We start from the raw sequence: 25,672 nt of genomic DNA, 5'->3' as shown, positions 1-25,672 counted from the left end.
TAGGTAAACAATAACGTTTGAACCCTTCTTCACTTAGTTCTGGACAGACTTTTGTTAACGCATTTTGGGCAAAACGCGTTACAGGGCTGCCCTAACCCACTTATGGAAAGGAATGAACTACACTTTCCACCTCTATGAGTTCAAGTCTTGAATCAAATTCTGGGCTACTTACAAAATCCAATAATCGATAACCACCACAATTGAATTTTATGAACCCAAGAGCGGGTACAAGCGCTTTCTCCCTTGGCTCTGCTCTATTACAACAGAATGGGCGAAGCGCCACGACCTTGACTTATTAAGAGAAAGCCACAGATTGATAGATTCACAAGTCCAATCGTCAACGAACAAACTTTAGCGCAAAAGTAATTGACCTCAATACCCTAGAGGTCATCGCACTCTCTCTACTAAAGTGAGCTTCCGCTTACATTGTTAAAAACCGCAACAATTGAACCTTTTCGCTACATCACCCATCAAAATAACCAACAAACATTCACGCATACAACCTAAGTCATTGTATATAAATGCAATTAAATTTTGGCACACATAATGCTTAGTAAAGCCTAATGAAATAACTTAAATGGGTTTAAAGACATGGAAGCATTCAAAAACAAAAAAATCATTCTCCCAATACTACTTGCTGCACTGCTTAGTGCTTGTGGCGCAGAAGAAGAGGTTAAAGAAGAAGAGAAATATGCCGTCCCTGTAGAGACAACCACAGTGATCCAAGGGGATGTGTCGTCATTTTATAGCACTACCGCGACCCTTGAAGCACCAGAAGAAGCTAAAGTTGTTACTCGCGTTGCCGGACTTATCCAGTCAATCAATGTTGAAGAAGGTGATCGCGTCGCTAAAGGCCAACTGTTGGCGATTATCGATTCAAAAAGACAGAAATTTGATTTAGACCGCTCACAAGCTGAAGTCGAGATTATTCAACAAGAGCTGAATCGCCTCAAAAAAATCAACAACAAGCAATTTTTTAGTGCCGACTCTATGGCTAAACTCGAATATAACCTACAAGCTGCCATCGCTAAACGTGATTTGGCCGCATTGTACGTACAAGAAAGCATGATCCGCTCACCCATTGAAGGCGTGGTCGCGACGCGATTTGTTAAATCAGGCAATATGGCTAAAGAGTTCGACGAACTGTTTTATATCGTTAACCAAGATGAGCTGTACGGCATTGTCCACCTCCCAGAGCAGCAGCTGCAACACCTCCGCTTAGGACAAGATGCACAGATTTTTGCCAATAAACATACTCAAGATACCACTCACGCGACAGTGTTGCGGATAAGCCCTATTGTTGATGCTCAAAGCGGTACATTCAAAGTTACGCTTTCAGTGCCAAACCAAAAGGCAACCTTAAAAGCTGGTATGTTTACCCGCGTAGAGCTTAGATACGACACTCATAATGACGTAATAACCGTTCCGTATAACGCGCTTGTAAATCAAGACAATGAATTTGCCCTTTATGTGATTGACGGAACAAGCGCTAATCGCCGTACAGTAACACTCGGTTATCGCGAAGCAGATACAGTAGAAGTCGTTGCTGGTATCGAACCTGGTGAGCAAATCGTTATTCGTGGTCATCAAAATCTAAAAGACCAATCGCTCGTTGAAGTGATTAGCTCTTTAGATATTGCATCAGCTAAGTAGACCGGGAGTAAGCGCTATGTCAATAATAAAAACCTCGGTAAACCGACCGGTTACCGTGTGGATGTTTATGTTTGCCGTCATTCTTTTCGGCATGGTTGGATTTTCACGCTTAGCAGTGAAACTACTGCCTGACTTAAGCTATCCAACCATTACCATACGCACGCAATATGTGGGTGCTGCGCCCGTTGAAGTAGAACAACTGGTATCAAAACCTATTGAAGAAGCCGCAGGTATTGTGAAAGGCTTACGAAAAATCAACTCTATTTCTCGTTCTGGTATGTCAGATGTAGTACTTGAGTTTGAATGGGGTACTGACATGGATATGGCCAGCCTCGATGTACGAGAAAAACTCGATACTATTGAATTGCCATTAGATGTTAAAAAGCCGTTGTTACTGCGGTTTAATCCCAATTTAGATCCCATTGTCCGTCTCGCATTATCGGTTCCAAGTACCAGTTCTGATGTGGCTGAATCTGCGAGCGAAAGTGATTTAAAGCAGATGCGTACCTATGCCGAAGAGGAGTTGAAACGTCAACTTGAGTCATTATCTGGCGTCGCTGCGGTGCGTCTTTCAGGAGGACTACAGCAGGAAGTTCATATACTGCTTAATCAACAAAAGCTCACTCAGCTTAACCTCAGCGCCGACCTTATTCGTGCTCGTATCGCTGAAGAAAATATTAACCTCTCCGCTGGTAAGGTGATTCAAGGCGACAAAGAGTATTTAGTCAGAACCTTAAACCAATTCAACTCATTGGATGAGCTCGGACAAATTGTTATCTATCGTGATGAACAAACGTTAGTGAGATTGTTTGAAGTTGCCGATATTGTTGACTCATATAAAGAGCGTAACGATATCACCCGTATTGGCGATAGAGAGTCTATTGAGTTAGCCATTTACAAAGAGGGTGATGCCAATACTGTGGCTGTCGCACGTAAGGTCACTAGCGAACTCGAAAAACTCAACAAAAACAGCCCCAAGGCTGAATTAAAAGTCATTTACGATCAATCAGAATTTATTGAAAGTGCCGTCAATGAAGTCACATCGGCTGCGCTCATCGGTAGTCTATTGTCTATGTTGGTTATCTATCTATTTTTAAGAGATATTATTCCAACCCTTATTATTTCAATCTCAATCCCCTTCTCGGTTATTGCTACCTTTAACATGATGTATTTTGCGGGTATCAGCCTCAATATCATGTCTCTTGGCGGAATCGCATTGGCCGTGGGCTTGCTTGTCGATAACGCTATTGTGGTGCTGGAAAATATAGACCGCTGTAAATCACTGGGCATGAGTAAACTCGAAGCCGCTGTCACTGGGACTAAAGAGGTTTCAGGTGCTATCTTTGCTTCAACATTAACCACGCTCGCCGTATTTGTTCCTTTGGTCTTTGTTGATGGTGTGGCTGGTGCGTTATTTTCAGACCAAGCACTTACCGTGGCATTTGCGCTACTGGCATCACTGTTAGTGGCACTCACCACCATCCCGATGTTAGCCTCACGTGAAGGCTTTAAAGCCCTACCACCATTATTAACAAAGTCTGAAAAAATCAAACCAGACACCAAGTTTGGAAAATTTAAGCACTACAGCGCAACGGTCTTTTCATTCCCTTTCATACTGCTATTCAACTACATACCCAGCGCACTATTGACGCTGACATTAATTGTAGGCCGCACTGTCTCTTGGGTGGTAGGACTCGTTATGCGCCCATTGAGTAGCGCGTTTAACTGGGTTTATAGTTTGCTCGAAGCTGGCTACCATCGCCTGTTGGCAGCGGCCTTAAGATTTAAAGTGCTCACCTTGTCTATTGCTATCGGTATTACGGCAGGCTCTGCGTTGCTGGTACCAAGCTTAGGAATGGAGCTCATTCCACCGATGAATCAAGGCGAGTTCTACGTTGAAGTATTACTGCCACCAGGGACCGAAGTGTCTGAAACAGACAAAGTACTGCGCACGCTAGCACTTTCTATTAAGGATAGAGCTGATGTAAAGCATGCGTACAGCCAAGCGGGCAGTGGCGGTTTAATGACCTCCGATACTTCACGCGGTGGAGAAAACTGGGGACGTTTACAGGTTGTACTGGCCGATCATGATGCTTTTGACGCAGTCACGCAAAAATTACGTGCCGTCGCAATGCGGATCCCAGAGCTTGAAGCCAAGATCCAACATCCTGAGCTGTTTAGTTTCAAGACTCCACTTGAAATTGAACTGGTAGGTTACGATCTTGCCCAACTGAAAACCACGGCTGATACCTTAGTTGAAGCCTTGTCTGAATCGGACCGATTTGCCGATATCAATACCAGCTTGCGAGATGGCCAGCCAGAGTTAAGTATTCGATTTGATCATCAGCGTCTTGCAGCCTTGGGGATGGATGCCCCCTCTGTCGCAAACCGTATTGCTCAACGCATTGGCGGTACGGTTGCCAGTCAGTATACGGTGCGCGATCGTAAGATTGATATCTTGGTTCGCAGCGAACTTGATGAACGTAATCAAATTAGTGATATCGACTCAATGATCATCAATCCAAACAGTAGCCGCCCAATTTCGCTGAGTGCCGTTGCTGATGTCACTCTCAAGCTTGGCCCTTCAGCTATCAATAGAGTGAGCCAACAACGCGTGGCTATCGTGTCGGCCAACTTAGCTTATGGCGACCTTAATGATGCGGTGTTAACAGCTCGAGAAATTCTTGCCAATCAAACACTACCCACCTCGATTCAGGCGCGTTTTGGCGGTCAAAATGAAGAGATGGAACATTCATTCCAGTCGTTACAAGTTGCATTAGTGTTAGCGGTGTTCTTGGTGTACTTGGTCATGGCAAGTCAGTTTGAATCGCTATTGCACCCTTTACTCATTCTTATCGCAGTGCCAATGGCAGTAGGCGGCAGTATTTTGGGGCTTTATATCACTCAAACTCACTTGAGCGTGGTGGTGTTTATTGGCTTAATTATGCTTGCCGGTATTGTGGTCAACAACGCTATTGTTCTGGTTGACAGAATTAATCAATTACGCCGATCAGGGCAAAATAAACTGACTGCAATAACAAACGCAGCAGAGTCACGCTTACGTCCAATTATCATGACCACCATGACAACCGCTCTCGGATTATCACCCATGGCCTTGGGCTTAGGTGATGGCAGCGAAGTGCGCGCGCCAATGGCGATTACGGTAATATTTGGTCTATCGCTATCAACACTGTTGACGCTGGTTGTCATCCCCGCTCTTTATGCACTTTTTGACCGCAAGGATTATGCTCAAGAAACGACAGAGCCACAAAGTAATGATTCGGTGATAACAGAAGGAGGCCAGGCATGAGTATCACACGCTTAGCCATTGCAAGGCCGGTAACAACAGCCATGTTCTTTGTCGCTATTTTACTCTTCGGCCTCGCCTCTAGCAGATTATTACCGCTAGAGATGTTTCCTGGAATCGACATTCCTCAGGTCATCGTTGAAGTCCCCTACAAAGGGTCAACGCCGTCTGAAGTCGAACGAGACATCACCAGTATCTTGGAAGAAACGCTTGCCACCATGGGGGGCATAGAAGAGCTTCGCTCTAGCTCTTCGCAAAACGGCGCTGAAATAGAGCTCAGAATGAAGTGGGGAGAAAACGTTGCCACTAAAAGCTTAGAAGCGAGAGAGAAAGTCGACTCTGTGCGTCACTTGCTGCCAAAAGATGTCGAACGTGTTTTTATCAGGCAATTCAGTACCGCCGATATGCCCGTACTCAATTTACGCATATCCAGTGACCGAGAACTGTCTGGTGCATTTGATTTGCTCGATAAACAACTAAAGAGACCACTGGAGCGCGTTGAAGGCGTGTCTCAAGTGACCTTGTATGGCGTCGAGCAAAAGCAGATAGAAATTCGCATTAACGCAGACAAACTTGCCGCGAGCAACATCTCTATCAAAGACCTCACTCGTCGCATGCAGCAAGAAAACTTTGTGATAAGCGCAGGTGTGTTAAAAACCGATTCACGTGTTTATCAAGTATCTCCTAAAGGGGAGTTTAGGAATCTCGATGAGATAAACTCGCTAGTGCTTACCCCTGGGATCACGTTAGGTGATATCGCATCGGTGAAGTTTGCCTTGCCTGAGCGTTTAGACGGTCGTCATTTAGATCAAAATTATGCTGTCGGTTTGGATGTTTTCAAAGAATCGGGAGCTAACTTAGTCGACGTATCGGCTCGCGTAATGAAAGTCATCGAAAGAGCTAAGCAAGATCAGCAATTTCAAGGGATTAAACTCTTTGTAATGGAAGATCAAGCGTATGGCGTAACATCATCGCTGAAGGATTTATTAACCGCAGGCTTGATTGGCGCCCTGCTCTCTTTTGTGGTTCTGTATCTGTTTATACGTAACCTAAAAATGACCTTGGTCATTGTGTCATCGGTACCTATCGCTATTTGTATGACGCTCGCCGCAATGTATTTACTGGGATACAGTTTAAATATCCTTTCGATGATGGGACTACTGCTCGCCGTCGGTATGTTAATTGATAACGCCGTTGTGGTCACCGAAAGTGTATTACAAGAAAAACAGCTGCAAAAGATGGCAAAAGGCGCTTCACAACAACCATCAAAAAACGACAACAGTTCGGTACTCAACGGTGTCGATAAGGTGTCACTAGCAGTGCTAGCCGGTACCTTAACCACCGCCATTGTATTTCTACCCAATATCTTCGGCGTTAAAGTCGAGTTAACGATTTTTCTTGAACACGTCGCCATCGCTATCTGCATTTCGCTAGCGGCATCACTTTTGGTCGCCAAAACCCTGTTGCCATTGATGCTCAGTAAAATGGAGTTTGACCTACCTGAAAAAGTACATGAGAGTAAATTACAACAACGCTACCTTAAAAGTCTTAACTGGATATTGGCGAGACCACGTCTATCAGGAGTGATAGCGTTATTACTACTCGCGTCGACAGCGTTACCACTGTCAATGGTGCAGCAGGATCAATCCGATGGTGAAGGTAATAATCGACTCTATATTAACTATCAAGTTGAAGGACGTCATAGTTTAGATGTTACCGAAGCCATGATTAATAAAATGGAGGATTACCTTTACGCCAACCAAGACAAGTTCCATATCGACTCAGTGTATAGCTACTTTGCAGCAGATAGAGGCCAATCGACTTTGCTGCTAAAAGAAGATATTGAAGTGGATATGAAAGCCCTTAAAAAAACCATTCGCGAAGGGTTTCCAAAATTTTCTATCGCAAAACCACAATTTGGTTGGGGTGGAGAGAATAACGGCATTAGGGTTTCACTGACAGGTCGCTCTACCACTGAGCTAATCCACATCAGCGAACAAGTCATTCCGCTACTGAGTGCTATTGAAGGCTTAACCGATGTGCGTTCAGAACTGAGCGGTGCTCAACAAGAAGTGGTGATTAGAATTGATCGTGAAATGGCCGCGAGACTCGATCTTAAATTAAATGAAGTGGCATCGAGTATCTCAATGGCATTGCGCGGAACTCAGTTACGTTCATTCCGCCATGATCCCAACGGCGAGTTACGTATTGAGATGGCCTATGAACAACAGTGGCGTTTATCACTTGAAAAACTTAAACAGCTACCGATTATTCGTATCGATAGCCGCGTTTATACGTTAGATAGCCTAGCTATCATTGAAATTTTGCCGCGATTCGACACCATTCGCCATTATGACAGACAAACAGCATTGTCTATTGGCGCTAACTTGGATGACATGACCACCGAAGAGGCTCAAGAAAAAATTACCCAAGTCATGGAAGCCATAAACTTCCCAGCGGGTTATGGATACTCACTGCGAGGCGGTTTTCAAAAGCAAGATGAAGATGAAGCAGTAATGGCAACCAATATGATTCTAGCTATCGCGATGATCTATATTGTGATGGCAGCTCTGTTTGAATCCTTACTGTTACCCACAGCCATTATCACCTCAATCTTGTTTTCGATTACTGGCGTATTTTGGGCATTACTGTTTACTGGGACGCCGATGTCCATTATGGCCATGATCGGTATATTGATTTTGATGGGGATTGTGGTCAACAACGGCATTGTATTGGTCGATCAGATTAACCAGCTTAATCCAGAGTTAGATAAACTCTCTGAAGCCATCAGCCAAGTATGTCATACCCGCTTACGTCCTGTGCTGATGACAGTAGGTACCACGGTATTGGGCTTGGTTCCTTTAGCAATGGGAGATGCACAACTGGGTGGCGGCGGTCCATCATACTCACCGATGGCGATTGCCATTATTGGTGGTCTGACGTTTTCAACCGTGACCAGTCTGTATCTAGTGCCTCTGTGTTATCAGGCCCTTTATAGAATGCGTTATCAATCAGCAATCCGTTTGGGTCAAGCTGATCGTTTCTCACGAAAGGTGCTGCCTTGGATGAGTTAACAGGAAAAAGAGGCCTTGATATTAAAAGGCGTTAACTGTAATAAAGCTGACGATAAATTATTTTGAACAACTGTTTTTGTCGTTATCAAAACCTAAAAATCCGAGTCCAGTCTAAGGTCTCGGATTTTTTATGCCCACACTTGAGACTTTGATGCAAAATCATTGATGAATTTTATTTTTTGGCTATTAACATATTATTAATTGATATCGGCAACTGCCAGTATGTTCCCATCCCTTGCGACTTAATTTTAATAGCTGCCTCCGCTACAAGATTAACACCAAAAACCAACACCAACGCAACAACAAACATCTGTATTGATTAATAAAAAACCGATAAGCAAATGTTGAGCTACGTCACAAATTGATACACTGAAATTCATCTATTGATCGCAAAAGTTACACAAATAGTCGCTATAATCGCGTCCGTTAATAGAGAGTTATGCCAAAAATAAACCTATTAACAGTTTAAGAAGTGCTTAATGCCTTCTTGGGGTCTAAACAAATATAAGAGAATGGATATGTTAAACAAAAAACTTTTAGCAGTTGTTATCGCATCTACACTGGGTCTAACCGCATGTGGTTCAGATGATGATAAAAATAATAGTGGAATTCAAGTTGATCTGCGTATTTTAGAAACATCTGATCTACACGCCAATATCATGGATTATGACTATTACAAAACTAAGTACGATCCAACTATCGGTCTTGCAAGAACAGCCAGCTTAATTAAGCAACAAGGTGCAGAGGTAAGCAACTTCGTATTAGTGGATAACGGAGACTTATTGCAAGGTAGCCCTATGGGCGATTTCGTCGCCGATAACTTTAAACGAGATCATACCATTGGTGGTACTCACCCTGCATATAAAGCGATGAATACGCTAGGATACTCAGTGGGTAACTTAGGTAATCATGAGTTTAACTATGGATTGGATTTCTTAGAAGAGGCGCTTGCTGGTGCTAACTTCCCATACATTAACGCTAACGTATTGTGTGAAGCGGATTGCTGGGAAGGTAAATCAAAAGGTGACAACTTATTCACCCCGTATATCATCGAAGAAAAAACAGTTATCGATAGTAATGGCGATCAACAAATCGTTAAGATCGGCTATATTGGCTTTGTGCCCCCTCAAATCGTTCTTTGGGATAAACAAAACTTATCTGGCAAAGTGTCAGTGATGGGAATAGTTGAAGCCGCTGAAAAATTTGTTCCATTAATGAAAGCGGAAGGCGCAGATGTGATTGTCGCGATTCCACACTCAGGTGTCGGTACCCCGTCTAATCCTACTGATGTCAACGACGAAAATGCCACTTATGCGCTATCGCTTGTTGAAGGCATTGATGCGATAACTTTTGGCCACAGCCACTCAGTTTTCCCTTCTGCAACATTTGAAGGTCTTGACAATGCCGATTTGGAAAAAGGTACCATCAATGGTGTTGCAGCGGTTATGCCTGGACGCTGGGGTGACAACTTAGGCATTGTCGATCTCAAACTTGAAATGCAAGACGGTGCATGGGTTGTTATCGACCGCACGGCAAAAGCCGCTCCTATCTATGATAAGAATGCAGAAAATCCAGAATTAGTGATTGCAGACAATGGCATACGTGATTCAGTTGCATTAGAGCACCAAGGTACGCTTAATTACGTAAACCAACCAATTGGTAAAGCCTCTGCTGATATGTATAGCTTTTTGACTTTAGTACAAGATGACCCAACAGTTCAAATTGTGTCTGATGCACAAATTGCTAAAGTAAAAGCTAACCTGACTGCTGAACTTAAAGACATTCCGGTTCTGTCTGCATCAGCTCCATTTAAAGCCGGTGGACGTCATAGCACCACTGCTGATGCCGAATCTTATGTTCAAGTCCCCGCTGGCGACTTAACCTATAAGAATGCCGCTGATCTTTACTTATATCCAAACACTATGGTAGCGGTTAAAGTGACCGGTGCTGAACTTAAAGATTGGTTAGAGTGTAGTGCTAACCAATTCAATCAAATTGATCCAACGGTTAGCACACCGCAGATGTTGATCAACTGGGATACCCACCGTACCTATAACTTTGATGTTATTGACGGCGTAACCTACAAAATTGATGTCACTCAACCGACGAAGTTTGATGGCGATTGCAAAGTCGTTAATGCCGATGCGAATCGCATTGTCGATTTGACATTTAATGATGGCACGACCAGCTTTACTGGCACTGACTTAGACAGCAAAGAATTTATCATTGCATCAAACAACTACCGCGCCTTTGGCGGCAAGTTCGCTGGTACTGGTGCTGAGCACGTCGTTATGGAACTACCTGATTCTAACCGTGAAGCACTAGCACAGTACATTACCAGTGAAACTGAGAATGTTGACGGGCCTGGTTACGTTGATCCAAGCGCTGACTACAACTGGGGGTTTGTGACGATCACACCAACCACTACCCTTGATGTGCGTTTTGAAACGCAAGACAGTGCAACGGCTGATCAATTCATTATTGATAATCAACAGCGTAAGCTTGAGAAACAAGCTGAAAACGATGAATTTGGCTTCGCCATTTATAAAATTGATCTAACTCAGTAGGTTGAATTGAGAAATGAGTAACCCTAGCGAACGTTAGCCGTTACCTAAAAAGGCTCCTTCGGGAGCCCTTTTTAATGCAACAGCAATACTCATGTTGTTAGCCCACAGGGAATAACCATTGATACACCCAACGAGCACTGTAAAAGCCAGCGGGTAAACCTGCAACAATGCCGATCATTAAGCCAAATAACTTTAATCTTTTACGATTTAATTGTGACAACATCTCAATATCGTTATCGCAATCAATAGGGTCCTGTTCATTAGTCACTTGATTGGTATCCATATTTGATTCGACTCCCTGTCTTTTTATTAGATGTCCTTCTCGACAAATTATGGCTGGCAATTGCAGTTAATGCCACTCATCACTTGCTACAAAATGTTAACCCTCTTTTAACTAAAGCATTAACAATCGTGTTTAACAACCATCAGGCCTACTTATTATACTTGTATTCCAGCCCAGAAATCGATGTCAGCATACGGAGTCAAACCCACTATCGATTAACGGCTTCGCTCTTCAGTTTCAAAACAGCACTGCTTTGCGGCATTATTAATATGGATATTATGCTTAGCGAGCGCGCTACAGGCAAGGTTTGCCATTTTGTCTGTTTGTAACTGCAGCTTAGCTTTTCTAAGTGACTCGTTAGTGGCAAACATAAAAGTGACCTGCAAACTATGGTTCACATTTGAGAAATCAACTTTATGGCTCAACCATTCAAATCCAAACACTTCACCTTTAAGGCTCTCGCACACCTCCGTTAACGAGGTGCGGATAGTGTTTTCAATTTTTTTGTCAGTCTTTTTCAAACTCACCTCTATGTTATCGCGCCAATATTAACCTTGATTAATCAAGATTAGTTTTTTGATAAAACCTTTTACAGCATCGATATTTTCGAAACTAAAGGCCAAACCATAATGGATCCCGTTAACACTCTTTTGCACCCGCTTCGGAAAACGAGTCATCTCTGAATAGTGACAAAATTGATCTTTTGCAGTGACACCATCAAGCGCTGCAAAATCACCTTTAAACACTTCATAAGCAGGCCGAATCACTAACTGAACCTGCTTACCATCTATATAGAGGTAAAAAGGCTCTTTTAGTTTAGGTAACATATACTCAGTGACTTTTTTGATAGTGAAGTTTGTACGGCATTCAAGTTCACTTAATAACGCCATCATCTCTTGCTGTTCAATCGCCAAGTTATTTCCTTACCTAGGGCTGTTGATCTTTCAGGGTTGTCGCTGTTTATTGGCTATTTTGACCTGGCGGAGGCTATGTCGTTTAGTCATTCTCCACCAATAGCCTACAACACAGTAAAAAGCGGCAAAATATTAACGCTAGATAATAACGCCTTTACTTATAGCTGCCTATGACTATCTCTTTGATAGAGATAAATTGGCGAACAAACGCTGTAGAGTTGTTTTTAGGCAAGTAACACGGTAAACATTAACCCTTATTGAATCGACAGGAGTATTTTGTGATGCCATTACCCTACTCTCAATCATGTGAGAATAATAAAGCAGCCATCGCTGTGATCTTGGAAAGTGCCTTCAGCCAATCATCACATGTATTAGAAGTTGGCAGTGGTTCAGGGCAACACGCGGTCCATTTCGCCAAGCTTTTACCGCATTTAACCTGGCAAACAAGCGATCAAGTTGAGTATCATGCAGGTATCAACGCCTGGTTAAACGAATCACCGAGCACTAATTTACAGCAACCATTAGCACTTGATGTGTTAAAACCATGGCCGATAGATCCCGTAGCGCATCCTGTCATTGATGCCATTTTCACTGCGAATACACTGCATATAATGTCCAAGGAGATGGTTAAAGCATTTTTCAATGGTGTTGGTCAGTACTTGAGTGTGCATGGGCAGCTGTGTGTTTACGGACCCTTTAATTATCAAGGTCAATATAGCAGTGATAGCAATCGTAATTTTGATGGTTGGCTCGCGGCACAAAATCCGCAGAGTGCAATTCGAGATTTTGAGTGGATTTTACAGCTTGCAGCAGAGCAACAATTAACATTAATAGCCGAATTTTCTATGCCGGCCAATAATCAAATACTGCATTTTGAAAAACGAGCTTAATGACCTGCTAACAGGATCTGCTGTAATTCATTTAACGAGCGTACTTCATAGTGAGGCGTAATACCCTCTGGTTGATTTTCGCCATGGCGATTCAACCAACAAGTATCTATGCCAGCGTTTAATCCGCCCTGTATATCGGAATGTGGGTTATCCCCTACCATTAAGATAGATTCACGAGCAGGGTGGCCCATCCGCGCAAAAGCATGCTCAAAGATCCCAACATCGGGTTTTGCCAGCCCAACCTGCTCTGAAATGACTAAAGGAGAAAAGCGCTCACCAAAGCCTACCTTCTGTAATCTTATCGTTTGTAACTCAGTAAAACCGTTGGTGATGATCCCCATATTGACCCTACCCGTTAAGGTATCAATTAACTCTTGAGCCCCTGGTAATAAGGTACAGATATCAGCCATAGCGCTAAGAAAGTCACTGTTGAGACGCTGAGTAGAGACACTTATTTTTTGAGCCCAAGTTTCAAAACGGGTATTTTGTAACTGTTTAGCGGTGAGTCTTCCATCTTGGTAATCGACCCACAAAGGCTTATTAACCCTTTGATATTGCTGAAAATCTTCTACCGTAAACTCAACATTAAAGCGAGAGAACATCAGCTGCAAACCTTTAAATGCATCAAAATGAAATAGAGTTTCATCGGCATCAAATAGTACCCAATCATATTTCACAGGTTTATCCTTCTAAAACAACATGTCGCGAATAGCTGGCTATACTAACCTAAAATGCCTCCAGTAAAGCAGACCATCTAATTAAACGGGCATAAAAAAACCTATTACGTCGGCGTAATAGGTTTCTCATTGACCTTTTGGCTTGCTATCTTTGTTGCCTAGAAGTCAGCTTCATCGAACTCACAAATAATCTGACTTGCAGACTCAATCTGCTTCACTAAGCTGCGCGTTTGCGGAACCCAATAGGCCATATAAAACTGGGCTGTTTTCACCTTATTTTGATAAAATGCCGTATCTTCACTCGCGCAATCTAAGCCAGCTAAGGCTTTTTCAGCCGTTCTCGCCCACATCCATGCTAAAGAAGTTATGCCCAATAGTTGCATATAGGCAAATGACGCCGCCCCTATCACATCGGGTTTTGCAGCCGCTTCAGTGGCAATGATTGCCGTGGCTTTTTCAAGATCTGCCGCCGCGAGCATCAAACTTGAAACCAGTGGTTTCATCGCTTCATTACCAAGATTAGCTTGGATAAACACCTTAACCTCTTCAGACCATAATGTTAATGCAGCCCCTTTATCAGACATGATTTTTCGGCCAACAAGATCAAGCGCTTGTACCCCATTGGTACCTTCGTAAATCATTGAGATACGAATATCACGCACATACTGCTCCATGCCCCACTCATGGATATAGCCATGCCCTCCAAACACTTGCTGTGCATCAACACAGGCCTTAAAGCCTTGATCGGTTACAAAACCTTTTACAATCGGTGTGAATAAAGCCGCTAATTTAGAAGATTTCTTCCTTTGTAGTGGGTCACTGTGACGCTCTGCCTCATCAAGCCAAAGCGCTTGCTGTCCCATCAGTGCGCGGGCACCTTCATTAAATGATTTTTGCGATAGCAGCATACGACGCACATCACCATGAACCAGAATAGGATCAGCAGCCAACTCCTTGTGCTTTACGCCACTTAATGCGCGACCTTGAAGACGGTCTTTGGCATAGGCTAACGCATTTTGATAAGCAATTTCAGAGACGCCAAGACCTTGAAGACCCACACCCAATCTTGCTTGGTTCATCATAGTAAACATCGCACGAAGACCTTGATGCGGTTCACCGACCAGTTCACCGATAGCACCGTCAAAGTTCATCACGCAAGTCGAGTTACCATGGATCCCCATCTTATGTTCAAGACTCGCAGCACATAAAGTATTGGGCTCGCCGAAACTGCCATCGTCATTGACCCATATTTTAGGCACCGCAAACAACGAAATCCCCTTCACACCTTCAGGCGCATCAGGTAATTTAGCCAACACTAAATGAATAATATTATCTGTTAAGTCATGATCGCCAGAGGAGATGAATATTTTCTCTCCCGTAATGGCAAACGTACCTTCTCCCGCGGGAATCGCTTTGGTGCGCAGTAATGCCAAATCGGTACCAGCATGAGACTCTGTCAGGTTCATGGTGCCAGTCCACTCACCACTGACAAGCTTGTCCAGATACTTGCGCTTTAAGCTATCACTTCCATGAACATGAATAGCAGCGTAGGCACCATGCGTAAGGCCTGGATACATGGCAAACGCCATATTAGTGGCCGTTTTCATCTCGGTTGCAAATATACCCACGACTTCAGGCAACCCTTGACCGCCATATTCAGGATCGCAAGTCAGTGTAGCCCAACCATTATCAACATATTGCTGATAAGCATCGATAAACCCTTTCGGGGTAACGACTTTACCATCGACTAATTTACAGCCTTCGACATCTCCAGAACCATTAAGTGGCAACATAATGTCGGTAGTAAAATCAGCAACACCTTGCAATACCGCTTCAATAAGTTCTGGATCAAACTCATCAAAACCCGCTAAATCCTTTTGGTTATAAATGTCGAGCAATTCATTAAGTACAAACTGATAGTCACGTAATGGTGCTTGATAAATTGGCATTGCGTCATCCCTTTAATTATTGTCTTTATGGTCAGTGCTCCGACCACCTTATCTAAATTTGAGCAAAAACTCAGCATTATTTTTGCTTTGTTTATTTATCAGAACAGCGTTACCGTAAAATCACTTTAAATAGCCCTTATCTCACTTGTAAAAACGGGTTAAGCTAAATCATCTATCCCGTTAACTCTCTGAAAGGACATGTCTCCATGGGTTTTGTCACCACTAAAAAACACGCCAACGGTCTAGAATATGTCGATATAAATACCCCTCATTGCAAGGCGCGGATCTTTCTCCAAGGCGCGCAGATTGACTACTTTGAACCTGCTGGTAAAAAGCCTCTTTTATGGGTATCAACTGCTGATGATTATCAACCAGGAATGGGTATTCGTGGTGGAGTGCCAGTGTGTTGGCCTTGGTTCGGCATGAGTTCAACGCCGGGTTTTCCACAACATGGTTTCGCGCGCACTCGAATTTGGACATTAGATTCGGTCAAAATGGATGAAGATGCCGTAGAGATAAAACTCAGCTTACCTCTGACTGACAACGATAGAGAATTTTGGCCACATAACACCAGTGTAGAGATGTCATTTAGGCTTAATGAGACACTCTCAATAAGTATTACTAATATTAATCATGCTGATTATGATGTGAGCTTAACCCAAGCTTTGCACAGCTATTTTCCTATTGAAGATATTCATCAATTAAAAGCCACTGGGTTTGAGGGTGCTAACTACATAGAGTTTGCTAAGGGCCCGTTCCCTCAAGCACAAGATCATGTCGATTTCACTCGCGAAACAGACCGTGTTTATACCGAACTGGGCAGCACACAAGCATTACATACTGTTGATGGCATCATCGAAGTCAGCCGTGAAAACAGTAAAAGTGCAGTATTGTGGAACCCTTGGATTGATAAATCTCAGCGTTTATCTCGATTTAATGATGATGATTACTTAACAATGGTCTGCCTGGAGGCTGCAAATGTACTTGACGATAAAGTCACTTTAGCCCCAAATGAAAGTCATACATTAACGACCCATATTCGCTGGAAATAGCATTAACGGAGTGAACCTACATAGCACTTTGGTCCTCAAGTTTATGTAGGTTCGTCAATCGATATTTAAGCCATTTCAACATACTCCCCCCCGCATTTTTAGGTTGTTTTGGTCTTCAAGCAAATCGACTGCCGCTTTAAATCAATAGAATGTAACAGTGCCATTAATAAGCAAATAACCTAACTCCAAAACCAATATTGCGCAGTACTTCCCATGGTATTGCCAATGAAAACAAACTCGCGAACCTAATAAAGACTGCAAATGACAATAAGCGCTAGACGTAGCCTTAGCAGTCGATAAATGCAATTGCTTAGCACTTCTGCTTTGCTGTGGCTTAAATTGAAAAGTCTGAGGCGCTCTGAATGGGTCAAATACTTAATATAATTGGAATAAGATGCTAGAATCAGCCCACTAAATATAGCCGCAATTAGCGTTAATATAGATAAACGTGAGTAAGCTTAGAGAGTGTAACGAGTGCAACAGTCGGTACCAAAGACATTTAGCCAAACAGCCCGTCGCTTATTGTCGATATCATTCGGTATTGTATTAAGCGCAACCTTAATGACGGCACTCTATGTCGGCTGGAATTATCAGCGCTTAACTATCAAGCTGGCTAATCATTTTTTACAACCTTACCAAATGCAAATTGAACAACTTAGCGTTAAGCCGCTGACATTCACGCATTGGCAAGTGCCATTTGTTTCCTTGACGGTCAATAATAGCAATATTGAGATTACAGAGCTGGATATTGTCCTTGGGCAAGACGCTGCCTTTTGGGCATTAAGCGTTGCCGATTTACGCTCGCTTTCAGCCAAAAGCCTCAAGGTACAACTAGACCCAGGCGTGTTACGTCATTCAGCAACACCCAATAATGACTCAGGGCCCACAATGGCGCTCGACTTTACAGCCTTGCCCGAAATACAAATAGGACAAACACAGTTCACTATCAAAGGAGTTACAGCCGCTAAACTCAATATGGCTTTAGAACACCTGACGCTTGATCAAAATGGTCATTTTAGCAGTGAAATTAGTCATAACCAGCATTCAGTTCTTGCTCTGAAAGCACAACTATCATCTTCGGAGTGGCGCGCCACTACGCGTCTCGATTTGACTCAACTACAGGTATTTAGCGCTGATATTCGTGCCGCTGAAACTGCTTTATTTCCATCATTTAGTGATACCAATGCTGATGCGAATACTGACACCCAACAAGACAGCAGCTTACTTGCCCCCTTATATGCCCTGCAAACCGCAATTCAAGCGCAGCGAATTGAACTCAATGCAACGTTAGATTCAACCATCACATTGGCAATAAAATCGGGGCAGTTACAATCAAAGCATCGGTTAAGTCAGCTACAAATAAGACTGAATGCGTTAGCCGGGTTACAACTTACTCCAACTCTAATGGTAAACGACAGTCATCATGCTCTCTCTGCCAAAAAAATCACGTCGCGAGCACCGTTAAAACAGCGGGGGCAACTGGCATTCAACATCGACGGGCACCTTGCCGATTTGCAACTGACCTTGCAGCCTTTTGAGTTACCGATAGCATTGAACAAGCAACTCTTGTCGACAAGTCATAAAAGTGCAGTTCCCCATCAGCTAGCCAGTTTATTAAACCACCTTGATGATGCTCCTCTAGAGGCCGCACTGGCTCATCTATATCAAGTTTTGTCATCAAATAGTGGTACAAGTCCGTCTAAAATAGGCCCTGTATTACGCATCAAAGTGGCATCGCCGCTGGTTTACCAGCTTAACGATAAGGCTTTATCGTTGCCTACGTTGTCAGTTGCGATTGAAAATACCAAACTAGCCGCTGTGGCTCTTTTTCAAGATATTGACTACGAATCACAATCCACATTAGCAAATACTCCCACAGCGCAGCAGGGTGACTATCAATTGGCTTTTGGGTGGCAACTACAGGCGAGCCATCAACAAAATATAACCATTAATACGCTGTGGCCAACGTTAGCAAAGTTACCTTACAAAGTTGCAATCGACAATGCTTCCCTTGCGCTACAGGGGCAATTTTCAGCGATGAAAAAACAGGGCAAGTCGGCATATAAAGTCAGCGTCCTACCTCAAGCTTCTCAGCTAACTCAAGGGATAACCCTCTCGCCGAACAACGTTAATCTTGATAATCAGCATGATCCCTTGCTCACGGCGAATATTGCTGAAACCCAGTTATTGTGGGATTCTGCTGCTGAATACCGTTTTGCAAACGGACAAACCCACATTTCCATACCGACATTGCATTACCACGTTAACAGCGCTGAACTAAGCCAAAAAAATAATGATGAACAGCAAACTCATTATCAACTGTTTATCGACACAATAGACATAGCGCTAAATGCGCCAATCTCTTTGTCGTTGGACTCGAACAACTCACACCCTTTTATCACCCAATTAATGCGGCAGAAACAGATCAACCAACTTCACTTATCGATAGAAAACCTAGTACTAGATAAATCGGCTCTAGCGTTGAAATCAAAAAAATCAGCTAAGATAAAAAAAGCACGCCCACTAACAAAACAAACGTTATTGCATTTAAAGCAAGTTGAACTAAGCCAGCAACTTGATCTGGATTCTGGCCAACTCAGTACCGATGAGACTTGGCTGATAAATGGCTTAGATCTGTCGAGTCAACACCATTATCTTCCATTAAAGAGCACTCTTAGCCAGTTCCAATTAGAGGGGGATTGGCAATTTAATAGTGATTTTGAACCTATTATTGCCTTTTTTAGCCAGAGTAATTCATTACCTGAATCAATTGACCTTAACGGAAATGCAGCGCTAAACATGCATTACCGATTAAACAGCAACAAAGACACCAGCTTCGCTCTGACCCTAGAACCCAATGTTACCGATATTGAAGGCAGCTTCGCGAATTTGCCCTTCGAAGGCGGTAATATGAAGACCCATTGTCAATATGACTGGCAACAAGTTCAAGCCAAAAACAGCACTAGCAGCTTTAGTTGTGATGATATAAAACTGTCATTACTGGCTTTCAATCCAGGCGTGTTAATGACAGACATTGAGGCAAAAGCGGCCGTCTCTTTTAGCACTGATTCCAACCAGCCTACAGCAGAGTCAAACAGTAGTAGCCAACATAAGCTGGCTTTACCTGCTGAGCTACTCGGTATTAAACAGGCATCTATCAGCCTCACGGCGAAGGGGGACTTACTTAATGGTCAGTTACTTATTCCCCAATTTCAATTGAATTTAAAGCAGCCTTCATCTGCTTATTTTGTTTTACAACATATTGATCTTGAGGAACTACTCGCGGTTCAACCTCAGGTTGGTGTTTACGCTGATGGTATTTTTGATGCTGTACTGCCTGTCACGCTTGAAAACGGCCACGCTGCCATCGCTGGAGGGCAGATAGCAGCGAGAGCGCCCGGTGGACTCATCGCGGTCAGTGGCAACCCTGCTGTTGATCAAATGCGCTTGAGTCAGCCCTATCTTGAATTCGCCTTTTCAGCATTAGAACACTTAGCTTATTCAGAGTTATCCAGCAGTTTTGATATGGACTCTCTGGGCAATGCCATACTTAAAGTTAATGTCAAAGGCCAAAGCCGCGGCATTGAACGCCCTATCCACTTGAACTATTCTCAAGAAGAGAACATGTTACAGTTACTTAAAAGTTTGCAAATTGGTAATAATTTGCAAAACCAGATTGAAAATTCAATACAGCAATAAAACGATTGGCGTAAAAGGTAAATCTGTTTAATCTAGATGACATCAAGCCAAGGATTATTTACTCTACCCTTTTATTATGAAGTAAGGATAAGTCATTGAAGATATTTAATATCCCTAAATCGACTCTGAGCATACTCATTGCAACCTATGCCTTAGTCGGCTGCAGTCCTACGGTTAAAATTGAGCCTCCAGATAAACCCATCGTCATTAATCTCAATGTCAAAATAGAACATGAAATTAAAATTAAAATCGACAAAGAACTCGATGAGTTACTCGCCGATGATGAACTTTTTTAACCTAAGGATAAAAAGGAGTAATCAATGAAATCTAAAATATTAGTACTGTTTGCTAGCCTATTACTTAGCTTCAATGCCTTGGCTATTTCGCTGCAAGATGCAAAAGCACAGGGATTCGTAGGTGAGCAAACAAATGGTTACTTAGGGCTTGTAAAAGAGACCTCTGATGCTAAAACCTTGGTCAGTTCAATTAACGCCAAGCGTAAGTCTCACTATCAAAAAATAGCCAAAAAGAACAGTATTTCTGTGAATGATGTTGCTAAACTCGCGGCTGAAAAAGCCATTAAAGCGACTAAAAAAGGTCAATACATTCAAAATACGCGCGGCAAATGGATCAAAAAATAACCAAGCTCCGCCCGCTTTAGTTAAAGCTAAGACACGATTTGGAATTAAAAAAGCCCGTATTACACGGGCTTTTTTTGTTGCATCATGTGCCTAAAAGTAAGCGTTATTCATCTGTAGCATTATGAGGTACTGCACTCACCAAAGGTTTATTCACATCGTCATTATCCGGTACTGTTGCTTTGACACGACCATCTTCAGTGTTAAGCCAGGTAATAAACAATTCATACCAAATAGCCAATACAACCGCCCCGAGGAATAGTCCGATAATACCTGCGCTGATCATGCCTCCAATAGCACCAATTAAAATAACGGGCATAGGCACATCAACTCCACGTCCCATCAACATCGGCTTCAAAAAGCTGTCAGACACACCCGCGATGAGCACCCAAACGGTAAATATGGTTGCAGGTGTAGAGTCTTGAGTTGAAAAGACATAAAAAATTAACGGTAACACCACCAATAACGGCGGAAGCTGTGCAATTCCAAGAATAAAGATAATAAAAGTAAATAAACCTGCTGCAGGAATACTAAAAGTGAATAACGCAGAGCCAATCAGTACCGCTTGTATAAATGCAACCCCCACAACGCCTAGCAACACGCTCCGAATCGTCGCAGCGGTTAAACTGGTCCACTCCTCACCATGTTTGCCAACAACTTTTACAGCAACGGTGCTTACTGCAGCAGCTGATTTTTCAGCATGGGCCATAAAGCCGCCCGCTATCGCTAAGGAGATCACAGACATCACCAGTGTGCCGACTCCACTGCCTAATACTCCCGCCATGGTGCCAACAGTTGATTTAATTTGCGGTAGAAAATGAATAACGGCTTTTTCAAGGTTTGTCGAAAATAGCGCCCATGCATCATATAACTTATCACCAATTAAGGGGATATCAGCAACCCTCTGAGTGGGGCCAGGGATCTTAATCTCTCCAGACTGCAACACATTAATTGTATGACTTATTCCGTCAATCAATGAACTAGAAACAATCACAAACGGCGCTATAAGCAAAGTGATTCCAGCTAAAGCTAGTATGGTTGCCGCTAGACCACGTCGTCCTTTAAGTGCTTTTTCTAATTTGTTTGTCAAAGGCATCAATGCCACTGCGATAATCGCCCCCCAAAGCACAGGGATAACAAATGGTTTTATAATATCGTAAGTCCACACTATCAAGATAAATAGCAAGCCTATACGGATAGCGGATTCCATCATGTTGCTAACAAACAATTTACTTTGATTATGCTGCATCGGGTTTTCCATATTAAGGTTCCTGTTCTGTCTCTTTTTGAGCCAATCCAGCACTCACTAAACTCGCAACAACAATTGCCATATAAAACACACCGGCAATTGCCTCCATATAAACCACTACCTGAGCGAAAGGCGTATTGGGGCTAATATCGCCATAGCCTAAAGTGGTTAATGTTACAAAACTAAAGTAGGCCATTTTAGAAAAATTTTGCCCCCAAGGTATCTGTTCAACCCCCGTAAAAGCATCAGGTGAAAAAGCTAATACGAGTAAATAGATCAAAGCCCACTGTAGACCAAGCAGTAAAAATAGTGCAATCGAACCAACAACTTTATTGGTATCGACTGAACCAGAGAATAATATTTGCTTTGAAATAGAGCTAAACGTGCCCCAAAAAAAGGCAAACATAAGCACTAGCATGAGCAAATCTAGATGAGGAACAACGACAAACCTTTTAACCAATATGGCGGCAACCCAAACCACAATCAGCGTTTGCATAAAGTGTTTCCAACTTTTATCAACACCCAGGCTAACGACACACACTAAGAAAGTGACCCCGATAATACCTTCCAGAATAGACTCAAGCATTCCATCAGCAACAGTACGTACAAGTGATGCACTCAATAAAAGCACAACCAGCGCTGCGGTCATGTAGTAAAAGTTATTATGCTTATTAATTTTGCGCTCAAGCACGCTAAAAACTCCCTAAATACATTGTTATGACTGACCTTATCAAACTCCCTATTAAACATCGCACAAAATTCACATAGGTCAATGTTTAATCTAACATAATCTTGCCGTCACTCAGAAAAAGTACCATTAAAAATGGAAAAGGCCACTGAGCTTAGCCAAACAAAGCACCTAAAAATAAAATGCTGTAGCAAAAAGAGAAGTCCATCTGAGATGCTAGGTCGAGATATAACGACAAGAGTATGACTTATGAGCACGCAGCGTGAGCAAGCAACAGGAAAACTTAACGGCTAAGTGAGCCCATTGATTGGCCGTTAGCATATGTTGTCCAATCAACGGCACGATTGATAATCGAGCCAATCGTAAAATAACCGAGTAATAAATTAAAACTATGGGACTTTGATTGATAGTGAATAAACTAGAAAATAAGAGGCAGTACTTAGGCATGGCATTGCTAAACGTTAGCGCCGTAAATGTCATCCCCACCCGGTAAAAAGCACTGCATTGTTATAACCTAATAGCTTTAATCAGTTAGATCTGTTGTTAAAGTGCTATTTATTTTGCTCTTCATTTTACTCAAGTCACTGTAAAATAATAGACTTTCAGCAAAATCTAAAACTCTAGGGGTACCAGATTCATGCAAAGCTTGATAATAGAACTCTTCTGCTGAGGCTGGGTTGCCAAAAGATTCAGATAATTTTGCCCGCAAAATAAAGGTCATTATGGTGTTATGAGTGTGGGGGATTTTATTCAGGTACTGCACTGCTTCAATCGGTAAGTCTTTTGAAAGTGCGTGTAACGCCAGTGCTTCGTATACTTTAAAAGAAGCAGGCTCTGCGATTAGATCAACAATAACCAGCTCAAACTCATTATTAAGGGCCTTTATTTCATCGAGTGCTAAGTTAGACTTATCAAGGTAGGCTATCGTCATTTGGTAGATATAACTCATCGATATCAAATAGTGATTACTAGGTTCAATATCCAGTGCTTTTTGCAAAATTAAAACGGAATCAAACTGATTTTTCGAACTATGCAATGCGCCAATGGCTTCTAGCGAGTAAGCTAATGCTTGTGGATCATTGGGCATTGCAGCCAGCACTTGGTCAATATCCGCATTAGCAATATCGATATTAAATGCATCTAAAATATCGTCTAACATAACCTTAATACTGTGTTTTAAATGATTTTCACTGATAGGGTACTTTCTATCTAAATGCTGATAATTGGAGATTTTATTAAGATATTCGACGTTAACATAGTCAATTCCATTTTCATTAGTGACGATAAAAGACACCACTTTTGCCGCCATCGCTTCATCTTGAGCGTTAAAGGAAACACGATAATTAACATTATATTTAAGGTATTCAATGACCTTAAATATAATACCGTTCTGCAAGTTAGCATTTACAAGTTGATTATCGATTGATGCCTGAATAAATCGTGGCTCTAACGCAATATATTGACTTGTCTGAGTAGGCACAGGCTTAACCATTGACGGGCTAAGATAAAAAACCAAAGCAGCAGTTAATGCAATAACGCCCCCGACAGAGGCGACAATGGTTGACAGTCTAAACTCAAATTTTTTATCTTTACCAAGCTTCATCTGCGTTGCTATTGCGTCGTTTGTTTCAGCTTCAATTGATACTGCTTGCAATGGCAAAGCCGTCGCAACAGCATCTGAGGCTACAGATCCCGTCGTTGTACCGCTTGCTGTCTCTTGTAATGCTAATAATGGCTTAAATGGCGCTGAAATAGTTTCAACGTCAATATCAAGCTTGTAGCCTCTTTTGGGCACAGTGATGATATAACCTTGAAGGTGTAGGTTATTGGTTTTAAGTATTTTTCGTAATTCGAATATGGCTTGGGTGATCACTTGGTCGGTAAGAATTGATCCCTTCCAAACGTGATCGATAATTTCATCACGACTTAAGGTCGCTTTAGGATTCTGACATAGAAAAAGTAGCAAATTGGATAAGCGATTGTCGATTAATATCTCTTGCTCATCGAGGATAAGTTTATTTTCGTGAGGAATAAAAAACCAATTATCTATCCTATAACTTTGCTTTGTCATTTAGCGTCCTAGCATGTTCTCTCTATAGGCTTATACTAGGCTGTTTTGAACAAATATCAATAACCTAGCCCCCTCGCACTGCTCCATATTCAAACTGAAGCAGTTTAGGGGACTCTATACTCAGAGTGTTAGCTTATGGGCTAAAAAGATATTTGCTAGCCAATACCTTTGATAAAGACCACTTCGTTGCCTTTATCAACGACATCCACCTTGCCCGCTTCAATCAACTTAGTTTCAACTACAATGGACTGTTTGCCCTCAACTTTGGGTTGCCCTGTCGCAGCATCTATAATAATCGCCGCCCCCACGACAGCGCCAAAGGCGGCCCATGGATTGGCTTGATAACCTGGCGTTACCACTACGCTATGGTGTTTATTAACCACAACGGTGTTGCTGTTACCACAATAACGACTTCCGTTGACCCAACGGCAAGCAGCAAAACTTGATGAGCTAAAGGTAACCAGTAACAAAGTAAGTATGATGATTTTTTTCATGATTTTTCCATTACGATTTAATTTAAAAATTTACAACAAAATCAATCTCAATAAATAGATGACTTTTTAAATGAGTTAAAGACTATACTCAGTGACTTTTGCAATATACTCACTAAAACCTTGGTAATATTTATCACCTTTTAGCAGTGTTGTAGAAAAATATGTTGGTTCATCATTTTTCAGATGTTTCTCCACATTTTCAGTTAGGTTCTTCAGTCCATTAACGCTGTATATATAGTAGGATTTAGTTTCATACAATCCCATTTCAACAGCTTCTTTATCAGTCACTCTCTTTATTAATACATACTCAGACATATATTCGGTAGCTTCGGTGATATCTTCAAAAGAATCGGACACAGTAGCCACATATATATTGTCATTGATTTCAACTTGCTCAAGTTGGTTCATCTCTTTATTAAAGATAGTCAAATCATGTTTGTTATTATTAAGGCTTGCTGCTGACGAAG

19 protein-coding genes are annotated in these 25,672 nt (G+C 42.3%); 9 read left to right on the top strand and 10 right to left on the bottom strand.

Translation table 11 applies throughout. From position 1 onward, the window contains the following. Positions 1-591: 591 nt before the first annotated feature. From CXF82_RS16090 to CXF82_RS16075, 4 genes are all read left to right on the top strand, one after another. Positions 592-1,653, top strand: coding sequence for an efflux RND transporter periplasmic adaptor subunit (locus CXF82_RS16090; RefSeq protein WP_102044557.1), 1,062 nt, complete (start codon positions 592-594; stop codon positions 1,651-1,653). Positions 1,654-1,669: 16 nt separating this feature from the next. Then, entirely contained in the window at positions 1,670-4,963 is a 3,294-nt protein-coding gene (locus tag CXF82_RS16085; RefSeq protein WP_102044556.1) for an efflux RND transporter permease subunit, read from the top strand. After that, a complete protein-coding gene (locus CXF82_RS16080; protein WP_101091151.1) occupies positions 4,960-8,034 on the top strand; it encodes an efflux RND transporter permease subunit in 3,075 nt (1,024 codons plus the stop codon). The genes CXF82_RS16085 and CXF82_RS16080 overlap by 4 nt, the downstream gene beginning before the upstream one ends. Before the next feature lie 518 nt (positions 8,035-8,552). Further along, positions 8,553-10,601, top strand: coding sequence for a bifunctional 2',3'-cyclic-nucleotide 2'-phosphodiesterase/3'-nucleotidase (locus tag CXF82_RS16075; RefSeq protein ID WP_102044555.1), 2,049 nt, complete (start codon positions 8,553-8,555; stop codon positions 10,599-10,601). 97 nt (positions 10,602-10,698) lie between these two features. Here CXF82_RS16075 and CXF82_RS16070 read toward each other — a convergent pair whose 3' ends face one another. From CXF82_RS16070 to CXF82_RS16060, 3 genes are all read right to left on the bottom strand, one after another. Beyond that, positions 10,699-10,884, bottom strand: coding sequence for a hypothetical protein (locus tag CXF82_RS16070; protein ID WP_101091154.1), 186 nt, complete (start codon positions 10,882-10,884; stop codon positions 10,699-10,701). 215 nt (positions 10,885-11,099) lie between these two features. Beyond that, a complete protein-coding gene (locus CXF82_RS16065) occupies positions 11,100-11,405 on the bottom strand; it encodes a Fis family transcriptional regulator (protein WP_102044554.1) in 306 nt (101 codons plus the stop codon). A gap of 27 nt (positions 11,406-11,432) precedes the next feature. After that, positions 11,433-11,798: a hypothetical protein gene (locus CXF82_RS16060; protein ID WP_101091157.1), complete on the bottom strand. Its 366-nt coding sequence runs from the start codon at positions 11,796-11,798 to the stop codon at positions 11,433-11,435. 281 nt (positions 11,799-12,079) lie between these two features. On the opposite strand from CXF82_RS16060, the gene CXF82_RS16055 reads away from it, so the two are divergent. Then, positions 12,080-12,688: a DUF938 domain-containing protein gene (locus CXF82_RS16055; protein ID WP_102044553.1), complete on the top strand. Its 609-nt coding sequence runs from the start codon at positions 12,080-12,082 to the stop codon at positions 12,686-12,688. Here the strand turns inward: CXF82_RS16055 and yjjG are convergent. Then, positions 12,685-13,365, bottom strand: a complete 681-nt coding sequence (gene yjjG / locus CXF82_RS16050; RefSeq protein ID WP_102040016.1) for a pyrimidine 5'-nucleotidase — start codon at positions 13,363-13,365, stop codon at positions 12,685-12,687. The two genes, CXF82_RS16055 and yjjG, sit on opposite strands and share 4 nt — an antisense overlap. Positions 13,366-13,523: 158 nt before the next feature. Next, positions 13,524-15,314: an acyl-CoA dehydrogenase C-terminal domain-containing protein gene (locus CXF82_RS16045; RefSeq protein WP_102044552.1), complete on the bottom strand. Its 1,791-nt coding sequence runs from the start codon at positions 15,312-15,314 to the stop codon at positions 13,524-13,526. 206 nt (positions 15,315-15,520) lie between these two features. Here CXF82_RS16045 and CXF82_RS16040 point away from each other — a divergent pair, with 206 nt between their 5' ends. The 4 genes from CXF82_RS16040 to CXF82_RS16025 all read left to right on the top strand — a co-directional run bounded on the left by CXF82_RS16040 (position 15,521) and on the right by CXF82_RS16025 (position 20,706). Beyond that, positions 15,521-16,366, top strand: coding sequence for a D-hexose-6-phosphate mutarotase (locus CXF82_RS16040; protein WP_101091164.1), 846 nt, complete (start codon positions 15,521-15,523; stop codon positions 16,364-16,366). A 474-nt stretch (positions 16,367-16,840) separates the two neighbouring features. Continuing rightward, positions 16,841-20,065, top strand: coding sequence for an intermembrane phospholipid transport YdbH family protein (locus tag CXF82_RS16035; protein WP_102044551.1), 3,225 nt, complete (start codon positions 16,841-16,843; stop codon positions 20,063-20,065). Positions 20,066-20,160: 95 nt separating this feature from the next. After that, positions 20,161-20,361, top strand: coding sequence for a YnbE family lipoprotein (locus CXF82_RS16030; RefSeq protein WP_101091168.1), 201 nt, complete (start codon positions 20,161-20,163; stop codon positions 20,359-20,361). 24 nt (positions 20,362-20,385) lie between these two features. After that, positions 20,386-20,706, top strand: coding sequence for a YdbL family probable chaperone protein (locus CXF82_RS16025; protein ID WP_101091169.1), 321 nt, complete (start codon positions 20,386-20,388; stop codon positions 20,704-20,706). 103 nt (positions 20,707-20,809) lie between these two features. Here the strand turns inward: CXF82_RS16025 and CXF82_RS16020 are convergent, their stop codons facing one another. From CXF82_RS16020 to CXF82_RS22370, 5 genes are all read right to left on the bottom strand, one after another. Beyond that, the gene (locus tag CXF82_RS16020) at positions 20,810-21,964 is read right to left on the bottom strand and encodes an AI-2E family transporter (RefSeq protein ID WP_102044550.1); all 1,155 of its coding nucleotides are present in this window, start codon (positions 21,962-21,964) and stop codon (positions 20,810-20,812) included. A gap of 1 nt (position 21,965) precedes the next feature. Then, positions 21,966-22,643 (bottom strand): potassium channel family protein, encoded by a 678-nt coding sequence (locus tag CXF82_RS16015; RefSeq protein ID WP_232775117.1) that lies wholly within the window; start codon positions 22,641-22,643, stop codon positions 21,966-21,968. Between the two features lie 520 nt (positions 22,644-23,163). Beyond that, on the bottom strand, positions 23,164-24,711 hold the full coding sequence (locus CXF82_RS16010) for a winged helix-turn-helix domain-containing protein (protein ID WP_102044549.1): 1,548 nt from the start codon (positions 24,709-24,711) through the stop codon (positions 23,164-23,166). Between the two features lie 155 nt (positions 24,712-24,866). Then, positions 24,867-25,205: a hypothetical protein gene (locus CXF82_RS16005; RefSeq protein ID WP_102044548.1), complete on the bottom strand. Its 339-nt coding sequence runs from the start codon at positions 25,203-25,205 to the stop codon at positions 24,867-24,869. 75 nt (positions 25,206-25,280) lie between these two features. Continuing rightward, on the bottom strand, positions 25,281-25,672 hold a 392-nt coding region (locus CXF82_RS22370), incomplete at its 5' end, for a hypothetical protein (protein ID WP_180961218.1).

Source organism: Shewanella sp. GutDb-MelDb (assembly GCF_002836075.1).
Lineage (GTDB): Bacteria > Pseudomonadota > Gammaproteobacteria > Enterobacterales > Shewanellaceae > Shewanella.
This window is presented reverse-complemented; position numbering and strand designations above follow the sequence as displayed.

Excerpts from the sequence above, each read along its gene's own strand:
- CXF82_RS16005 (WP_102044548.1), bottom strand. The coding sequence starts at position 25,205 with ATGAAAAAAATCATCATACTTACTTTGTTACTGGTTACCTTTAGCTCA.
- CXF82_RS16085 (WP_102044556.1), top strand. The coding sequence starts at position 1,670 with ATGTCAATAATAAAAACCTCGGTAAACCGACCGGTTACCGTGTGGATG.
- CXF82_RS16090 (WP_102044557.1), top strand. The coding sequence starts at position 592 with ATGGAAGCATTCAAAAACAAAAAAATCATTCTCCCAATACTACTTGCT.
- CXF82_RS16070 (WP_101091154.1), bottom strand. The coding sequence starts at position 10,884 with ATGGATACCAATCAAGTGACTAATGAACAGGACCCTATTGATTGCGAT.
- CXF82_RS16010 (WP_102044549.1), bottom strand. The coding sequence starts at position 24,711 with ATGACAAAGCAAAGTTATAGGATAGATAATTGGTTTTTTATTCCTCAC.
- CXF82_RS16040 (WP_101091164.1), top strand. The coding sequence starts at position 15,521 with ATGGGTTTTGTCACCACTAAAAAACACGCCAACGGTCTAGAATATGTC.
- CXF82_RS16025 (WP_101091169.1), top strand. The coding sequence starts at position 20,386 with ATGAAATCTAAAATATTAGTACTGTTTGCTAGCCTATTACTTAGCTTC.
- CXF82_RS16020 (WP_102044550.1), bottom strand. The coding sequence starts at position 21,964 with ATGGAAAACCCGATGCAGCATAATCAAAGTAAATTGTTTGTTAGCAAC.
- CXF82_RS16075 (WP_102044555.1), top strand. The coding sequence starts at position 8,553 with ATGTTAAACAAAAAACTTTTAGCAGTTGTTATCGCATCTACACTGGGT.
- CXF82_RS16055 (WP_102044553.1), top strand. The coding sequence starts at position 12,080 with ATGCCATTACCCTACTCTCAATCATGTGAGAATAATAAAGCAGCCATC.
- CXF82_RS16080 (WP_101091151.1), top strand. The coding sequence starts at position 4,960 with ATGAGTATCACACGCTTAGCCATTGCAAGGCCGGTAACAACAGCCATG.
- CXF82_RS16045 (WP_102044552.1), bottom strand. The coding sequence starts at position 15,314 with ATGCCAATTTATCAAGCACCATTACGTGACTATCAGTTTGTACTTAAT.